This is a genomic window from Cyanobium sp. T1B-Tous (assembly GCF_024345475.1).
In the GTDB taxonomy this organism is placed as follows: Bacteria; Cyanobacteriota; Cyanobacteriia; order PCC-6307; family Cyanobiaceae; genus Cyanobium_A.
Genome location: NZ_JAGQBE010000025.1, coordinates 1 through 15,833 on the forward strand (window position 1 = coordinate 1; position 15,833 = coordinate 15,833).

The following is a 15,833-nucleotide window of genomic DNA, read 5'->3' on the forward strand; positions in this document are numbered from 1 at the left end:
GGCCAGCAGCTCCAGCGGCAGGTCGGCCAGGCTGAACTCACCGGCCCCCTGGCGCAGGGGACCCTGGAACCGGGCCACCAGCGGCACCTTGGTGAGGGCCCTGTCCAGATCCTGCTCCGGCAACCAGAGCTGGGCGCGCGCCTCCAGATCGGCGCGGGCTGAAAGCAGGGAAGGACCCGCCAGGCTGAGGTCGAGGTCCACGCTGCCAGCAAGCTGCTGCAGACGCTCCTGGGGAGTGAGCCGGCTGTCGCGCTCCGCCCGGGCAAGCCCGACGCGCTGGCGGGCCAGGTCGAGGGCGCGCAGCTGGTCCTGCACGGTGCCCCCGAAGGTGTCGATCAGCAGGCTGCCGATGTCACTGGCCCGTCCCCCGATCGGCTCGCCCCCACCGCGCCACTGGGGCCAGGCCCGCGCCAGTTGCTGCAGGAACCGGGTCGACAACTGCCGGCCCTCGAGACGGGAGCGAAAAGGCCCGTTCCAGAGGCCGCTCCAATCCACCGCCAGCTCCCCGCCCCCCAGGGGGGACAGGCTGCCCCGGGCCTGATAGCGGCGATCGCCGTAACGGAAGGTGGCCTGGGCAGATTGCCCCCAGACCCCAAGAAACACCGGCCGATCCAACTGGGCGGTGCCGCTGAAGGCCAGCGGCTGGAGCTCCAGCAGACCCTGGCCACTGAGGCGCCCCTGGAGCGGCTGGCGGCGCCCCTGGGGCCCGAGGGCGAGTTGCAGGCCATCGAGGGGCAGTCGACTCGCCTGCCAGCGGTACCCCCTCGGTCGGCCGGCCAGGGCCAGGGTGCCGGCGTCCCGCCGGATCTCCAACTGACGGGGCACCCAGCGGGAATCAAAACGGGCCTCCAGCAGGCCCACCGGAGCCGGGGCCAGGGCCTCCATGCGCAGGCGACCGCCTCCGGCCGCTTCCCCAAGCCACTGCCCCTGCCAGGTTTCCCGCAAGCTGATTGGACCGGCCCCGGGTTGGTCGATCCAGAGGTCCAGCTCCGGGGTGAGGGCCGACAGCGGGCCCCGCACCCGACCCGACGCCTGCAAAGCGCCCTGCAGGGGGGCTCCAACCAGCAGATCCAGGCGGCTCAAGGGGTAGCGCTCGAGCTCAAGACGCAGGTCCAAGCTGCCGGGCACCAGGCCCCGTCCGGCCCGCACCGCCAGGGGCAACACCCCACGGGCATGGAGGTAAGGGCTGCGCAGGCGTTCGAGTTCCAGCTGCTGATCGCGCCAGTGCAGCACCGCATCCCAGCGGCCGAGCAGGGGGTTGCTGGACTGGCCGAAACGGGCCTGCAGCCAGGGCTGGGTCCAGGGTCCCCGGGCGTCGAGAGAGCCTGTCACCAGCTGGTCGAGCAACCAGGGGGGACTGCCCGCCTGGAGGGGCAGATCCCTCGGCCGCAGGCGCCAGCTGCCGCTGAGCGCCAGACGCTGGCCCACCTGACCCTGAAGCCGAAGCCAGGACGCGCCACGGCCCAGGAGCAGCTGCTTGAGCTCCCACTGTTGACGGGTCCAACGGCCCGCCAACTGGAGCGTGCCCTGCAGCTCCCGGGAGCCGGGCTGGACCCAACGCCAGCTGGACCTGGCCAGCTCCAGGGTCTGGGCTTGGCAGCGCAGACTGCCCAGGGGAACGTCGAGGCGGGCCTGGCTCGTCCGGGGACGCCAGCGCAGCTGCTGGATCTGAAGCTCCCCCCGGCAAGCGGGGCGCTGGTTCTGCCAAGTCAATTGAAGGCTGCCATCGACACGGCCGGAGAGCTGACCGGGCAGGCGCACCAGGCTCTGGAGGGAGCTGAGGGGAAAGACCTCGCTGCGCAGCCGACCCAACCACTGCTGGCTTCTCCAGTTGCCATCGAGTCGCACGGCCATCGCACCGGGCCCCTGGAGGGGCCGGAGGCGACCGTCCAGCTCGAGCTGGCCCCGGTGGGTGCGCAGGCCGAGGCGAGCGGAAACCCGAAACATCTGGCCCGAAGGGGCCAGGCTCACCAGGGCGGGATCGGCCAAGCGCAACCGCACATCCAGCCGGGGCGCCCGGGCGCCGGCGGGCAGGCGGCCCAGCACCCAGAACTGGCCCTGGGCATTGGGTTTCAGCTCAGCTCGAACCCCCGCCAGGCTCACCTGCAGCACGGGTAGCCGTTGGCGCAGGCTGGCCAGGGGGTCCAGGCTCACCGCCACGGTCCGGATGGACACCCTGGAGCCCTCGACCGGACCAGGGCCGATCTGGGTGGGGCCCACGTGGAGGCCACCCCAACCCAAACCCTGGTAGGCCCCCAGCCGAACGGGATGGCCGAGCACCCTGGTCAGGGGTTGCTCCAACCGGGGCTTCCAGTGCTGATAGGCACGCCGCAGGGCCTGGTCTGCCGCCCACAGCCCCACAACCGTGGTGCCCCCAGCGAGGGCCAGACCACCCACCAGCCTGACCACCGCTGAAGCCGAGGCGGAGGTCAGGGGGGAATGGCGCTGCGGGGGGAGGGGCGGCCCGGGTTCCTGCTCTGGCAACACCGCCATTCCCTGGGCTGCCACCGCCTGCGTCCGGCGCAATATAAAGGCCCTGACGCGACGACTCCAGACCCATGGCCGCTGATCCGATTCTGCTGATAGCGGGCCAATGGCTGGGGGCCGCCAGCGGGGTGCTGGCCCTGGCCACCGTGGTGGGCTACCTGAGCCGTTGGGGAATCCGCTTCCGCCTGGTGGGAGTCACCAGCTTCACGGCGTTGCTGGCCGTCTCCTGCCTGGCCTTTGCCGTGAGCTACACCCCCCGGGTGCAGCTGGACGGGGCGGTGAGCGTGCCGATCGTGTACGACAACGGCAGTGATCTGGTGGTGGCAGCCGCGCCCGCCGATCTGGCCGAGGCTGCCGCGGCGCCCACGGTGCAACAGGTGGCCGCCAACCTGCGGGGTGGGGGTCGCAGCAGCGCCGATGGCCTGGTGCACGTCCGCCTGCGCCGGGTGGAGGCGGTCGGCCCCGGACTCAGCCAACCCGTGGTGATGGCGGAAGCCACCCGCAGCCTGGCCAGCGGTGCCGTCGTGCTGCAGCCCTGACCATGTGGCAGCTTCCGGCCCACTTTCAGCGGGAGCAACGCCAACTCGAGCGGGCCGGCATTGCCAGCTGGGCCCAGCTGGCCTGTGTCGACGATGGAGACCTGCGTCGTCTGGGAAGGAGCGGCGGCGCCAGTGAGGCCCGGCTGATCAAGCTCAGGGGACAGGCCCGCCTGGTGGTGGAGGTGGGGCTGGAGCCAGCGGAAGCAGCCCTGCTGCTCTACGCGGGAATCGCGACCAGCGCAGGGCTGGCCAACGCCGATCCCCACCGCCTGCTCGTGCAGATGGGCCGGCTGCAACGCAGTCTCACGGGCATGGCGGCACCGATGCTGGATCTCACGACCCTGCAGGGCTGGATCCGGCGGGCCCAACGCCGCCCCACGAACTGATCCAGGGGGCCCGCCACCCCGCCCCATCGGTGACTGAAATAGGGGAAGTCGGGGACTCCCCATGGCGTTCCTCCCCCCCTCCCCCCAGCCCGTGCTCAAAGGGTTGCTGGCGCTGCTGGCCTCCACCAGCGGTGTGCTGATCGGCCTTGCCGCCACCCCTTGGCCGGCGGGAGCCCAATCCCAGCTGCTGGAATCCGTCAAACAGAACCCGGCGCGGGCCCAGGCTCTCTGCACCCAGCTGCGCAGCTTCAACGCCCAGGGGCTCTCGGCCACCTCTCAGCAGGCGGTGGCCCAGATCGCACGCCAGGAAAACCTGAGCCCGATGGATGCGGAGGTGCTGACCACCTATGTAGTGGGCCTCCACTGCCCTGACGTGCGCTGAATGCGCCCCTCCCCCGCCGTGCATTGGCGCGATGCGTGGATGCCCTGCCGCGACGGCATCCGACTGGCCTGTCGCCTTTGGTCTCCAGAAGGCAACGGCCCCTGGCCCGTGCTGTTGATGCGCCAGCCCTACGGCAGGGCGATCGCCTCCACCGTCACCTACGCCCATCCCAGTTGGTACGCCTCCCACGGCTTTCTCGTGGTGGTGCAGGACGTGCGCGGTCGCGGCGACTCCGAAGGGGAGTTCAGGGGATTTGAGCAGGAGGCCGCCGACGGGGCCGACACCATCCGCTGGGCCCGCGGGCTTGAGGGCAGCACGGGGAGGGTGGGCAGCTATGGCTTCTCCTACCAAGGGCTGACCCAGCTGCTCAGCGACGACCCACAGGCCATCCCCGACTGCCTGGCCCCAGCCATGGCCGGGCTCGATGAGCGGCAGCACTGGGCCAGCGAGGGGGGAGCCCACTGGTGGGCCCTGGGGGTGGGCTGGGGCCTGCAACTCGCGGCGCAGCGCTGCCAACGGCTCGGCGATGGGGCCGGCTGGCAGACCATCCGCCGCAGCCTCGAGAGCGGCAGCTGTCTCCACGACGGGCTGGCCCTGCTGGAACGGTTCGATCCCCAGGGCATGGCCTACCGCTGGCTGCAGCGCCCCTGCCACCTCAGCGAGGGCTGGGTGGTGCATCAACCGGCGGCATCGCTGCTGCGTCGCCCCATGCTGTTGATCGGCGGCTGGTATGACCCCCACCTGCGCGGCATCCTGGACCTGTGGAAGCAGAGCCGTGCCGCCGGCGGCGAGCCCCTGCTGCGGATCGGGGCCTGGACCCACCTGGATTGGCAGGGAGGCGTCGATCGCCTGCAGCTGGCCTTTTTTCAGCACCACCTGCAGGGTCAGCCCGCCCCGGTTGAGCTCGGCACGCCCGTGCTGCTGGAAGAGGGGATCAGCCGGCGTTGGCAGGCCCCCGCAGGCCAGGGCGGGCCCATGGGCTGGGGGCTGACCAGTGGGGGCTTGGCCGGGGTCGATGCCACCGAGGGGGCCCTGCGGGCCCACCACCCTGGATCGGGCGGTGTGACCTTGGTGCACGATCCGTGGCGGCCCGTGCCCGCCCGAGGAGGACACCTGGGACTGGATCCCGGGCCCTGCGATCGGCAGGCCATAGATCGCCGCACGGATGTGGCCTGTTTCAGCGGCCCTCCGCTCGACAGTCCGTTGACCCTGGAAGGTCTGCCGCGGCTGCGGATCCGCGTGGGGGCAGACCAGCCCAGCTTCGACCTCTGCGCCGCCCTGTCGCGGGTGCAGCCGAGCGGTGTGGTGGAGCAGCTCGCCACCGGCGTGGGGCGATTCCAGCAGGTGCCAGGTGAGCCCACCAGCCTGGCCCTGGAGCTCCAGCCCCTGCGAGCCAGCCTGGAGAGGGGCGACCGGCTGCGGCTGTCCCTGGCGGGATCGGCCTGGCCGCAGATCGCCGTGAACCCCGGAGATGGCACCGTTCCCGCCGGACCGACCGGGCCCCGTCACCGGGTGATCACCCTGGAGTTGGATCTCACCGGAGCCGAATTGGAGCTGCTGCCCCTCCTGCACGGGGAACTTGGGGCAAACTGAGCCGACTTCCCCAGTCCCCCTGATGCCGATGCGCCCCCTGCGCTCCGCCCTCCTGCCTGCCGTCCGCCGCGGTGCCGTCCGCCGCGGTGCAGTCCAGAGCCTGGGCCTGTTGGCTCTGGCCAGCGGACTCAGTGTCGGCCTGGGGGTCGCCCCTGGAGCCATGGGAACGGGTGCCTGGGCCCAGGCCCCCAGCAGCACCGCGAGCCGGCCTGCCCTCAGCGTGGAAGAGGCCCGTGCGGCGGCCAACCGCATCCTGGAGGCGGTGAAAAACGGGGACGCCAACCTGCGTTACAGCCAGTTCTCCGAGGAACTCAAGGCAGTGAGCAGCCCCTCCATGGTGGCCACCACCATGAAGACCCAGCCCAAGCTGCTGAACTGGACCCTGTTGAGCGTCCAGAGCGGGCTGCGCACCACCACCGTGGAGGCCAGCATCAGCACCAGCCGGGGCCAACAGGACCTCTTCCTGGTGCTCAACCCCGAGGGCAAACTCAGCGGCTACCACCTGGATCTCACCGACGAGGCCCCCAGCCTGGTGGCCAGGCGGTTTGTCACGGCCCTGAGCGCAGGGCACTTCATCTCAGCCCGCAGCTACATGAGCCTGCCACTGCAGAAGGAGATCGGAGCTTCCACCCTGCAGGCGCGCTGGCAACAACTGCAGCGACAGACGGGCTCGTTCGTGCGCATCCGCCGGGCAGTGGAGGCCGAGAGCAACGCCGATCAGAGGCTCGTGCTGGTGAACACCGAGTTCAACCGCCTGAGCGACTCCCTGTTCGTGATCCTCAACAGCAACAACGAGATCATTGGTGTGGATTTCCCCAGCGATCCAATCGCTCCCAAGCCGGTTCGCTGAGGGAAAAGCCGCCTAAGCTCGCGGCGCGACTGCTGGTGGTTCATGTCCTTGCTCAGCCTTGATTGGATGGTGCAAGACGCCCAGAGGCTGGCCGAGTGCAGCCACGACCATCCCTTCGCCGTGTTGGGTTCCCAGCCGCTGGAGAACGGCAGCTGGGTGGTGCGGATCTGGATGCCGGAAGCCGAGCGGGTTGAGCTGCTGGTGGACGGGCGCACCCTGGCGATGGCCACCCCCAACCACCCCTGGGTCTTCGAGGCGGAACTCGGCCACGACCCCGGCAGTGGGTATCAGCTGCGGGTGCTGCGAGGCGGCATTGAACATGTCCAGCACGATCCCTGGTCGTTCCGCCATGAGTGGATGGGAGAGCTCGACCGGCTGCTCTTCGCCGAGGGCAACCACCACCACATCTGGCGCCGGATGGGGGCCCATGTGGTGGAACACAACGGCATCCGTGGCGTGCAGTTCTGCCTGTGGGCACCGAACGCGCGCAGCGTGGCCGTACTCGGCAACTTCAACAGCTGGGATGGCCGCCATCACCCGATGCAGTCCCGGGTGGGGGGCTCCTGGGAACTGTTCATCCCGGGGTTGAAGCCCGGCGAGATCTACAAATACGAAGTACGGGCCCAGAACGGCCACTGCTACCAGAAGGCCGATCCCTACGGCTTCCGCCACGAAGTGAGGCCCAACAACGGCTCCATCGTGGAAGCGCCTTCGGGGCACGCCTGGGCGGATGGGGCCTGGATGGCAGAGCGGGACAGCCGCAACCCACTGGATCAACCGGTGTCGGTGTACGAGATGCATCTGGGCAGCTGGATGCACGCCGCTGCCGACCAGCCCTACATCGAAGCCGATGGCACGCCGCGCCCGCCGGTGCCTGCCGCCGATCTGAAGCCTGGGGCACGCCTGCTCACCTATCCGGAACTGGCCGATCGGGTGATTCCCTACGTGAAGGCACGGGGCTTCACCCACATCGAGCTGATGCCGATCTCGGAGCATCCCTTCGATGGCTCCTGGGGCTACCAGGTGACCGGTTGGTACGCCCCCACCAGCCGCTTTGGCAGCCCGGATGAATTCCGGGCCTTCGTGGATCGCTGCCACGCCGAGGGCATCGGCGTCATCCTCGACTGGGTGCCCGGCCACTTCCCCAAGGACGCCCACGGCCTGGCCTTCTTCGATGGCGCCCACCTCTACGAGCATGCCGATCCGCGCATCGGCGAGCACAAGGAATGGGGCACGTTGATTTTCAACTACAGCCGCAATGAAGTTCGCAACTTCCTGGTGGCGAACCTGGTGTTCTGGTTTGAACAGTTCCACATCGACGGCATCCGCGTGGACGCGGTGGCCTCGATGCTCTACCGCGACTACCTGCGCCCCGATGGCGAGTGGCTCCCCAACGAACACGGCGGCCGCGAAAACACCGAGGCGGTGCGCTTTCTGCAACAGGCCAACCACGTGCTGTTTGAGCACTTCCCCGGCGCCCTCTCGATCGCTGAGGAATCCACCACCTGGCCGATGGTCACCCAACCCACCAACATCGGCGGCCTCGGGTTCAACCTGAAGTGGAACATGGGCTGGATGCACGACATGCTCGATTACTTCGAGCTGGATCCGTGGTTCCGCCAGTTCCATCAGAACAACGTCACCTTCTCGATCTGGTACGCCTTCACCGAGAACTTCATGCTGGCGCTGAGCCACGATGAAGTGGTGCACGGCAAGAGCAACCTGCTGCACAAGATGCCAGGTGACGACTGGCAGAAATTTGCCAACGTGCGCGCCCTGCTGGCCTACATGTGGACCCACCCGGGCAAGAAAACCATCTTTATGGGGATGGAGTTCGGCCAGCGGGCCGAATGGAACGTCTGGGGGGATCTGCAGTGGGACCTGCTGCAATACGACGCCCACCAGGGACTGCAGCGCCTCGTGGACGACCTCAACGTCTTCTACAAATCCGAGCGCGCCCTCTGGGGCGATGACTTCAGTGAGTTCGGCTTCCAGTGGATCGATTGCAACGACAACCGCCACTCGATCATCAGCTTCATGCGCCGCGAAAGTGCCACGGGCCGCTGGCTGGTGGTGGTGGCCAACTTCACGCCCCAGAGCCATTCCCACTACCGGGTGGGCGTGCCCCTCGAGGGCTTCTACGAGGAAGCGTTCAACACCGACGCCGAGCGCTACGGCGGCAGCAACCTGGGCAACCTGGGCGGCAAGTTCACCGATGAGTGGGGCATTCACGGTTACGAGAACTCCCTGGATCTCTGTCTGCCGCCCCTGTCGGTCCTGGTGTTCCGACGCGATGAAAAGCGGAGCCAGGAACGGGATGCGGACACCTGTGACGAAGCCGCCGAAACCGGTCGCATGCTCGGGTAAGTTCGCGCTTCGCTCTGCTTGACCCCATGACCGGAACCGCCCCCCTGCTGCTGCGCGCCGCCCGAGGTGAGCAGGTGGAGCGACCGCCGGTGTGGATGATGCGCCAGGCGGGTCGCTACATGAAGGTGTACCGCGACCTGCGCGACCGCCACCCCGGTTTCCGGGAGCGCTCAGAGAACCCGGATCTCTCCTATGAGATCTCCATGCAGCCCTTCCACGCCTTCAAGCCCGATGGCGTGATCCTGTTCTCCGACATCCTCACGCCGCTGCCCGGCATGGGCATCGACTTCGACATCGTGGAGAGCCAGGGCCCCCTGATCCAGGACCCGATCCGCAGCATGGCCCAGGTGGAGGCGCTGCGCCCCCTGCAGCCCGCCGAAACCATGCCGTTCGTGGGGGAAGTGCTCACCCGCCTGCGCCAGTCCGTGGGCGATGAAGCCGCCGTGCTCGGTTTCGTGGGTGCCCCCTGGACCCTGGCCGCCTACGTGGTGGAGGGCAAGAGCTCAAAGAACTACGCCGTGATCAAGGCGATGGCGTTCCGGGAGCCGGCGCTGCTGCACAAGCTGCTCGATCACTTCGCCACATCGATCGCCACCTATCTGCGCTACCAGATCGATTCCGGTGCCCAGGTGGTGCAGATGTTCGATTCCTGGGCCGGCCAGCTCAGCCCCATGGATTACGACACCTTCGCCGCTCCCTACCAAAAGAAGGTCGTCGACCTGGTCAAGCAGACCCACCCCGACACCCCCTTCATCCTCTACATCTCCGGCAGCGCCGGCGTGATCGAGCGGATGGCCCGCACGGGCGTGGACATCGTGTCGCTTGACTGGACCGTGGACATGGCCGAAGGGCTGGCCCGCCTGCCGGAACACGTGGGCGTGCAGGGCAACGTGGATCCGGGCCTCCTGTTCGGCACACCGGAAGCCATCCGGGACCGCATCGACGACACCGTGCGCAAGGCCCGCGGCCGCAAGCACATCCTCAACCTGGGCCACGGCATCCTGCCGGGCACGCCGGAAGAGAACGGCCGCGCCTTCTTTGAGGCCGGCAAGAGCGTGATGGAGCGCCTCGGAGCCGCGGTTTGAGCACGGCGGTGCCACCAGCCGCAACCGCCCGGCCAGCCCGGATCCTGATCACCGGCGCCTCCGGCTGCGTGGGCCAGCACATTGCAGCCCAGCTGTACCAGGAGACCGACGCCGAGCTGCTGCTGCTGCTGCGCGATCCGGCCAAGCTCACCGCGGTGCCGGCCGACGATCCCCGCATCACCCTGCTGGTGGCCGACCTGCGGGACCTGACCGCCCATGCCGGCGCGATTGCTACCGCCACCCGGGTGATCCACACGGCCACCGCCTGGGGTGACCCCGAGCGGGCCATGGCGGTGAACGTGGTGGCGGTGAAACAGCTGCTGGCCTTCACCACCCCCGAGTGGCTGGAGCAGGTGATCGTGTTCTCCACCGCCTCGGTGCTCGACCGCCAGTTGCAGCTGCTGCCCGAAGCCCTCAGCGAGGGCACCGAATACATCCAAACCAAGGCGCTCTGCCTGCAACAGCTCGAGACCCACCCGCTAGCCGCCAGGATCGTGGCCGTGTTCCCCACCCTGGTGTTCGGTGGCCGGGTGGATGGCCAAGGGCCCTTCCCCACCAGCTACCTCACCGCAGGGGTCGGCGAGGCCTGCCGCTGGCTGTGGCTGGCGAAATGGCTGCGGGCGGATGCCAGCTTCCATTTCATCCATGCCGCTGACATCGCCCGGGTGTGCGTGCACCTGGCCACCCAGCCCCATCAGCCCAACCCGGAACCCGGGCAGGGCGCGCTGCGCAGACTGGTGTTGGGGCAGCCGGTGATCAGCGTGAATGACACCGTGACCCAGCTCTGCCGCTGGCGCCGCAGCTGGCGACCGCCCCTGGGCCTCGACCTGCAGGGCTGGTTGATTGAAGCCCTGATCAAGCTGCTGCGGATCGAAGTGAATGCCTGGGATCGCTTCTCGATCCGCCAGCGCCACTTCGTGCACGAGCCGGTGAGCCCCCCGGAACGCTTCGGCCTGGTGAGCCACGCACCCAACCTGGCGGCGGTGTTCGAAACGGCGGGCCTGCCCCACCGAGGCCTGCCGAAACGATGAGCCCCACACGGCTGGTGGGGAGGCTCGCTGGCCTGCTGCTGGGGCTAGTGGTGCTGATGGGCGTGCTGCTTCCGGCCCAAGCCTCCGGCACCCCAGCCCTGATGCGGCTGGGCAGCGAGGAGGGATTTCTGGTGTTCCAGCCGGAGCGGCTGACAATCACCGCCGGAGAACGGGTCCGGTTTGAGGTGGGAGGCCTGGGGCCCCACAACCTGATCGTGGCGGGCCATCCGGAATGGAGTCACGAACCCCTGAGTTTTGGGGTGGGCGAGAGCTGGGAGCAGACCTTCGACAGCCCAGGCCGCTATGCGATCTGGTGCGAACCCCACCGGGCCGCGGGCATGACCGCCGAAATCGAGGTGCTTGAGGCCGGTCTGGAGCCCTGAGCAACGGGCATGTGTGGCAAATGTTGCGAACCTGGCTGGCAGGGGTCACACCAGCACCGATCACGCCTTAATTTTGGCGAGTTGCCCGTGCTTTGAAAGCGCCCTCCCATGCGCCGACTCTTCTCCCTGATCGCTCTCTGCCTGGCGCTCGTGCTGGGTGCAGCTCCGAGTTTTGCTGCCGATGTGGCCCACGGTGGCCAGATCTTCTCCGCCAACTGCGCCGCCTGCCACATGGGTGGCGGCAACGTGGTGAACGCCGAGCGGACCCTCAAGCAGGATGCCCTCGAGGCCTACCTGGCCAACTACAGCAGCGGCCACGAAGCGGCCATTGCTTACCAGGTGACCAACGGCAAGAACGCCATGCCCGCCTTCGGCGGCAAGCTGAGCGAAGGTGACATTGCCGACGTCGCCGCCTACGTCGAGGACATGTCCTCCAAGGGCTGGGCCTGATCTGCAGCCACGGCTGATTCCCTCAGCCCACAACCAGCGTTTTCAACCCCGGCCCAGGCCGGGGTTTTTTCATGGCACCGCGATCCACCTGGGTCAAACCGTATCCAGAACGGGATCCCCCTAGTCCTGGGAGCGGCGCTCCGCCAGCACGGCCAGGTAGAGCTCCTCAGGCACGTCGCGGATGTCGTATTCACTGGGCAGCACCCCGTGCACATGACGGTGCACGGCCAGCCAGCAATTGCGTTCCGGATCCTTTCCAGTGGCATCGAACTCCCGGGATTCGGTGGCCAGGCGCTCAAGCAAGTGCTGATCGGGTGCATCCATCACGGCTGACAACAGAGCGGTCAAAACCTCGGGCCGAGGGCCAGAGTGGGGCCAGTCTGACCCAGCCCTTCGGGATGCCGGCCCGCCTTCCCCTGCCAACCCTCTCCATGGCAACCCTCTCAGCCATCGTTGTGGGCGTGGGGTCCTGGGCTGAGCCCAGTCAGGCCCAATACACGCCCAAGCCAAGCTGCCCGCTGGTGGTCCCCCCCAACCAGCAGATCGTGCAGCCCAAACGGATCCAGCCCGACCAGGTGAAGGCCAAGAACGCCATGGGCTGCCTTTCCCCGGCTGATGCCGTGTATGGGGCCGATGGCTGTCCTCTCAAGCTCTGCGGCCCCGATGCGGGGGTGATTCAGCTCCCAGAGCCGTAGGCCACCTGGCAAACGGCATTGAGCAGCTGGGCCTGGTCGGCATCCGTGGGAATCTGGCCGTTCATCAGCCCCTGCTGGCAATTGGCCGCCCCCAGCAACTGGGTGCCGTTCACGGTGTAAAAGAAGCTGGCTCCGTAGCTGCCCACCGCTTCCACCGAGCCGTAGTTGAGCTGGTAGCTGGTGTAGGGCACCTGAATCAGCGGCGACTGCTGGTTCGCCGCCGCATTCACCAGGCTGCCGATCGCTGCCCCCGTCGCCAGGCCGGCGACCCCCCAGGCGGCCGCGTTGGCGCCCCACCAGCCCCAGCCGCCATACCCCCCATACCAACCGGCAGTCCAGGGACGGTTGCCCCAGTAACCGCCATTGCGCCAATTGTCATTCCAGCCGTTGTAACTGCGGTTATAGAAATTGTTGTTCACGTTCACCTGGCGGTTGAACGTGTCGTTATCGAAGCTGTTATTCACCCGGTTGCCATCCAGGTTGGTATTGCCCCAGTTGCTGCGGGTGTCTGGGCCGTACATCACGTGATTGCCCTGGTAGCCCCCTCGCCAATCCCCGCCGCCAGCCTGCCCGCCGACACCGCGGTCGCCGCCACCAGACCAGTGGTAGCTGCCCGCTCCGCCACCACCAAAGCTCCGGCCGCCACCACCCCCAAATCCACCGCCCCCGCCCCCGCGGGCCAGCGCCATACAGGGCGACAGCACCTCCACGAGCAGGACGCTGAACAGACAGGCGGAAAGGAACTGGCGCCGCATGGGGGGATCAGAGAGCTACAGCACAGTTAGCGGCCCCGCCGCGGTGGGGCCACGGATTGCTGCCATCGTTCACAGCCCCACGGCCAGATCTGGGCCGATGGCCGGTTCTCACCCCCGACTGATTCGGCCTCCCGGGGTGCCAGGCAGGAACGATGCCCATAGCGTTGAACCACGGCTCCACCCCAGAGGTTCCCATGCATCCCACTGCCGAACTCTTCACCGAAAAAGCCTGGGCCTCCGTGGTGGCCGCCCAGCAACTGGCCCAGCAGCGCCGCCAGCAGCAGATGGAAAGCGAGCACCTGCTCGCGGCCCTGCTGGCACAACAGGGTTTGGCGGGGCGGATTCTGGACAAGGCCGGGGTGGACGTGGGCACCCTCAACCAGAAGGTGGAGGCCTGGATCGCCGCCCAGCCGAGCCTGAGTGCGCCGCCCGACAACGTCTATCTGGGCAAGGGCCTCAACACCGTGCTCGACCAGGCCGATGCCCTGAAGAGCACCTATGGCGACAGCTACATCGCCATCGAGCACCTGCTGTTGGCCCTGGCCATTGATGACCGCTGCGGCAAGCAGTTGCTCTCCCAGGCCGGTGCCAGCACCGACAAACTGAAAGATGCGGTGCAGGCCATCCGCGGCAGCCAGACCGTGACCGACCAAAACCCCGAAGGCACCTACGAATCCCTCGAGAAGTACGGCCGCGACCTCACCAAGGCCGCCCGTGACGGCAAGCTCGATCCGGTGATCGGCCGGGATGAGGAGATCCGCCGCACGATCCAGATCCTCAGCCGCCGCACCAAGAACAACCCGGTGCTGATCGGCGAGCCCGGCGTCGGCAAAACAGCGATCGTGGAAGGGCTGGCCCAGCGCATCGTCAATGGCGATGTGCCCCAGGCCTTGCAGAACCGTCAGCTCGTGTCGCTCGACATGGGCGCCCTGATCGCCGGTGCCAAATACCGCGGTGAATTCGAAGAGCGGCTCAAGGCCGTGCTCAAGGAGGTAACGGCCTCCGAGGGCCAGATCGTGCTGTTCATCGACGAGATTCACACGGTGGTGGGGGCCGGCGCCAGTGGCGGCGCCATGGATGCCAGCAACCTGCTCAAACCGATGCTGGCCCGCGGCGAACTGCGCTGCATTGGCGCCACCACCCTCGATGAGCACCGCCAGCACATCGAAAAAGATCCAGCCCTGGAGCGCCGCTTCCAGCAGGTGTTCGTGGATCAGCCCACCGTGGAAGACACGATCTCGATCCTGCGGGGCCTGAAGGAGCGCTATGAGGTGCACCACGGCGTGCGCATCGCCGACAACGCCCTGGTGGCTGCGGCCGTGCTCAGCAGCCGCTACATCGCCGATCGCTTCCTGCCGGACAAGGCCATCGATCTGATGGATGAATCGGCCGCGCGGCTGAAGATGGAAATCACCTCCAAGCCGGAGCAGATCGATGAACTCGATCGCCGCATCCTGCAGCTGGAGATGGAGAAGCTCTCCCTGGGCCGCGAATCCGATCCGGCCAGCCGGGATCGGCTCGAGCGCCTCGAGAAGGAACTGGCTGACCTGAGCGAGCAGCAGAGCGCCCTCAATGCCCAGTGGCAGCAGGAAAAGGGCTCGATCGATGAGCTCAGCGCCCTCAAGGAAGAGATCGAGCAGGTGCAGCTGCAGGTGGAGCAGGCCAAGCGCAACTACGACCTCAACAAGGCCGCTGAACTGGAGTACGGCACCCTCGCCGGCCTGCACAAGAAGCTGGCGGCCAAGGAGGAGGAGCTCAACGCCAGCGGCAGCGACAAAACCCTGCTGCGCGAGGAGGTCACCGAGGACGACATCGCCGAGGTGATCGCCAAGTGGACCGGGATCCCAGTGGCCAAGCTGGTGCAGAGCGAGATGGAGAAGCTGCTCCACCTCGAGGAAGAACTGCACACCCGGGTGATCGGTCAGGCCCAGGCGGTCACGGCGGTGGCCGATGCCATCCAGCGCTCCCGCGCCGGCCTCAGCGATCCGAACCGGCCGATTGCCAGCTTCCTCTTCCTGGGTCCCACGGGGGTGGGCAAGACCGAGCTCTCCAAGGCCCTGGCCTCGCAGCTGTTCGACTCCGAGGAGTCGATGGTGCGCATCGACATGAGCGAGTACATGGAGAAGCACGCCGTGAGCCGGCTGATCGGGGCCCCTCCGGGCTACGTGGGCTACGAGGAGGGCGGCCAACTCACCGAAGCGGTGCGGCGCCGGCCCTACGCCGTGATCCTGTTTGACGAGGTGGAGAAGGCCCACCCCGATGTGTTCAACGTGATGCTGCAGATCCTCGATGACGGCCGCGTCACCGATGGCCAGGGCCGCACGGTGGACTTCACCAACACGGTGCTGATCCTCACCAGCAACATCGGCAGCGCCTCGATCCTGGATCTGGCTGGCGATCCAGCCCGCCACGGCGAGATGGAGGCCCGGGTGAACGAAGCCCTGCGGGGCCACTTCCGCCCCGAGTTCCTCAACCGCCTGGATGAATCGATCATCTTCCACAGCCTCAAGCAGGAGGAACTGCGTGAGATCGTGGAACTGCAGGTGCAGCGACTGGCCCGGCGTCTGGACGACAAGAAGCTGGCACTCCAGCTCAATGCCGATGCCCTCGACTGGCTGGCGGGAGTGGGCTACGACCCGGTGTACGGGGCCAGGCCGCTCAAGCGGGCCATCCAGCGGGAACTGGAAACGCCGATCGCCAAGGGGATCCTCGGCGGGCAGTTCACCGGCGGCCACACGATCACCGTGGATGTGGAGACCGCGGGCGACAGCCAGCGGCTGCGCTTCCAGCAAAGCGATCCCGCCAAGCTGCCGGTGCTCGTGTAGCGAAC

General features: G+C 67.7%; 14 protein-coding genes and 1 pseudogene. 12 read left to right on the top strand and 3 right to left on the bottom strand.

The window, feature by feature from the left end:
* Window positions 1–2,493: pseudogene (locus KBY71_RS07505) on the bottom strand (hypothetical protein); the annotation flags it as partial.
* Between the two features lie 65 nt (window positions 2,494–2,558).
* Between KBY71_RS07505 and KBY71_RS07510 the strand changes: the two are divergent.
* The 10 genes from KBY71_RS07510 (at window position 2,559) to KBY71_RS07555 (ending at window position 11,553) form a co-directional block, all read left to right on the top strand.
* A complete protein-coding gene (locus KBY71_RS07510; protein WP_254928317.1) occupies window positions 2,559–3,026 on the top strand; it encodes a DUF2518 family protein in 468 nt (155 codons plus the stop codon).
* Window positions 3,027–3,028: 2 nt separating this feature from the next.
* Window positions 3,029–3,412, top strand: a complete 384-nt coding sequence (locus KBY71_RS07515; RefSeq protein ID WP_254928318.1) for a DUF4332 domain-containing protein — start codon at window positions 3,029–3,031, stop codon at window positions 3,410–3,412.
* 61 nt (window positions 3,413–3,473) lie between these two features.
* Window positions 3,474–3,794 carry a hypothetical protein gene (locus KBY71_RS07520; RefSeq protein WP_254928319.1) on the top strand — a complete coding sequence of 107 codons (321 nt, stop codon included), beginning with the start codon at window positions 3,474–3,476 and terminating at the stop codon, window positions 3,792–3,794.
* A complete protein-coding gene (locus tag KBY71_RS07525) occupies window positions 3,795–5,387 on the top strand; it encodes a CocE/NonD family hydrolase (protein ID WP_254928320.1) in 1,593 nt (530 codons plus the stop codon).
* 22 nt (window positions 5,388–5,409) lie between these two features.
* Window positions 5,410–6,237 carry a DUF3887 domain-containing protein gene (locus tag KBY71_RS07530; protein ID WP_254928321.1) on the top strand — a complete coding sequence of 276 codons (828 nt, stop codon included), beginning with the start codon at window positions 5,410–5,412 and terminating at the stop codon, window positions 6,235–6,237.
* A gap of 42 nt (window positions 6,238–6,279) precedes the next feature.
* On the top strand, window positions 6,280–8,604 hold the full coding sequence (gene glgB / locus KBY71_RS07535; protein ID WP_254928322.1) for a 1,4-alpha-glucan branching protein GlgB: 2,325 nt from the start codon (window positions 6,280–6,282) through the stop codon (window positions 8,602–8,604).
* Between the two features lie 26 nt (window positions 8,605–8,630).
* A complete protein-coding gene (hemE, locus tag KBY71_RS07540) occupies window positions 8,631–9,689 on the top strand; it encodes a uroporphyrinogen decarboxylase (RefSeq protein ID WP_254928323.1) in 1,059 nt (352 codons plus the stop codon).
* An 8-nt stretch (window positions 9,690–9,697) separates the two neighbouring features.
* Window positions 9,698–10,720: an NAD(P)-dependent oxidoreductase gene (locus KBY71_RS07545; RefSeq protein WP_254928324.1), complete on the top strand. Its 1,023-nt coding sequence runs from the start codon at window positions 9,698–9,700 to the stop codon at window positions 10,718–10,720.
* Entirely contained in the window at window positions 10,717–11,103 is a 387-nt protein-coding gene (locus tag KBY71_RS07550) for a plastocyanin/azurin family copper-binding protein (RefSeq protein ID WP_254928325.1), read from the top strand. The genes KBY71_RS07545 and KBY71_RS07550 overlap by 4 nt, the downstream gene beginning before the upstream one ends.
* Before the next feature lie 108 nt (window positions 11,104–11,211).
* Window positions 11,212–11,553: a c-type cytochrome gene (locus KBY71_RS07555; protein ID WP_190389675.1), complete on the top strand. Its 342-nt coding sequence runs from the start codon at window positions 11,212–11,214 to the stop codon at window positions 11,551–11,553.
* Between the two features lie 120 nt (window positions 11,554–11,673).
* Here the strand turns inward: KBY71_RS07555 and KBY71_RS07560 are convergent, their stop codons facing one another.
* Window positions 11,674–11,877, bottom strand: coding sequence for a hypothetical protein (locus KBY71_RS07560; protein ID WP_254928349.1), 204 nt, complete (start codon window positions 11,875–11,877; stop codon window positions 11,674–11,676).
* A 74-nt stretch (window positions 11,878–11,951) separates the two neighbouring features.
* Here KBY71_RS07560 and KBY71_RS07565 point away from each other — a divergent pair, with 74 nt between their 5' ends.
* The gene (locus tag KBY71_RS07565; RefSeq protein ID WP_254928326.1) at window positions 11,952–12,248 is read left to right on the top strand and encodes a hypothetical protein; all 297 of its coding nucleotides are present in this window, start codon (window positions 11,952–11,954) and stop codon (window positions 12,246–12,248) included.
* On the opposite strand, the gene KBY71_RS07570 is transcribed toward KBY71_RS07565, so the two are convergent.
* Window positions 12,230–13,003, bottom strand: a complete 774-nt coding sequence (locus tag KBY71_RS07570; RefSeq protein WP_254928327.1) for a hypothetical protein — start codon at window positions 13,001–13,003, stop codon at window positions 12,230–12,232. The two genes, KBY71_RS07565 and KBY71_RS07570, sit on opposite strands and share 19 nt — an antisense overlap.
* Window positions 13,004–13,197: 194 nt before the next feature.
* Here KBY71_RS07570 and clpB point away from each other — a divergent pair, with 194 nt between their 5' ends.
* The gene (gene clpB, locus KBY71_RS07575; protein ID WP_254928328.1) at window positions 13,198–15,828 is read left to right on the top strand and encodes an ATP-dependent chaperone ClpB; all 2,631 of its coding nucleotides are present in this window, start codon (window positions 13,198–13,200) and stop codon (window positions 15,826–15,828) included.
* The last annotated feature ends 5 nt before the right edge of the window (window positions 15,829–15,833 follow it).

Coding starts and splice junctions, on each gene's coding strand:
- KBY71_RS07510 (WP_254928317.1), top strand. CDS start 2,559: ATGGCCGCTGATCCGATTCTGCTGATAGCGGGCCAATGGCTGGGGGCC.
- KBY71_RS07515 (WP_254928318.1), top strand. CDS start 3,029: ATGTGGCAGCTTCCGGCCCACTTTCAGCGGGAGCAACGCCAACTCGAG.
- KBY71_RS07520 (WP_254928319.1), top strand. CDS start 3,474: ATGGCGTTCCTCCCCCCCTCCCCCCAGCCCGTGCTCAAAGGGTTGCTG.
- KBY71_RS07525 (WP_254928320.1), top strand. CDS start 3,795: ATGCGCCCCTCCCCCGCCGTGCATTGGCGCGATGCGTGGATGCCCTGC.
- KBY71_RS07530 (WP_254928321.1), top strand. CDS start 5,410: ATGCCGATGCGCCCCCTGCGCTCCGCCCTCCTGCCTGCCGTCCGCCGC.
- glgB (WP_254928322.1), top strand. CDS start 6,280: ATGTCCTTGCTCAGCCTTGATTGGATGGTGCAAGACGCCCAGAGGCTG.
- hemE (WP_254928323.1), top strand. CDS start 8,631: ATGACCGGAACCGCCCCCCTGCTGCTGCGCGCCGCCCGAGGTGAGCAG.
- KBY71_RS07550 (WP_254928325.1), top strand. CDS start 10,717: ATGAGCCCCACACGGCTGGTGGGGAGGCTCGCTGGCCTGCTGCTGGGG.
- KBY71_RS07555 (WP_190389675.1), top strand. CDS start 11,212: ATGCGCCGACTCTTCTCCCTGATCGCTCTCTGCCTGGCGCTCGTGCTG.
- KBY71_RS07560 (WP_254928349.1), bottom strand. CDS start 11,877: ATGGATGCACCCGATCAGCACTTGCTTGAGCGCCTGGCCACCGAATCC.
- KBY71_RS07565 (WP_254928326.1), top strand. CDS start 11,952: ATGCCGGCCCGCCTTCCCCTGCCAACCCTCTCCATGGCAACCCTCTCA.
- KBY71_RS07570 (WP_254928327.1), bottom strand. CDS start 13,003: ATGCGGCGCCAGTTCCTTTCCGCCTGTCTGTTCAGCGTCCTGCTCGTG.
- clpB (WP_254928328.1), top strand. CDS start 13,198: ATGCATCCCACTGCCGAACTCTTCACCGAAAAAGCCTGGGCCTCCGTG.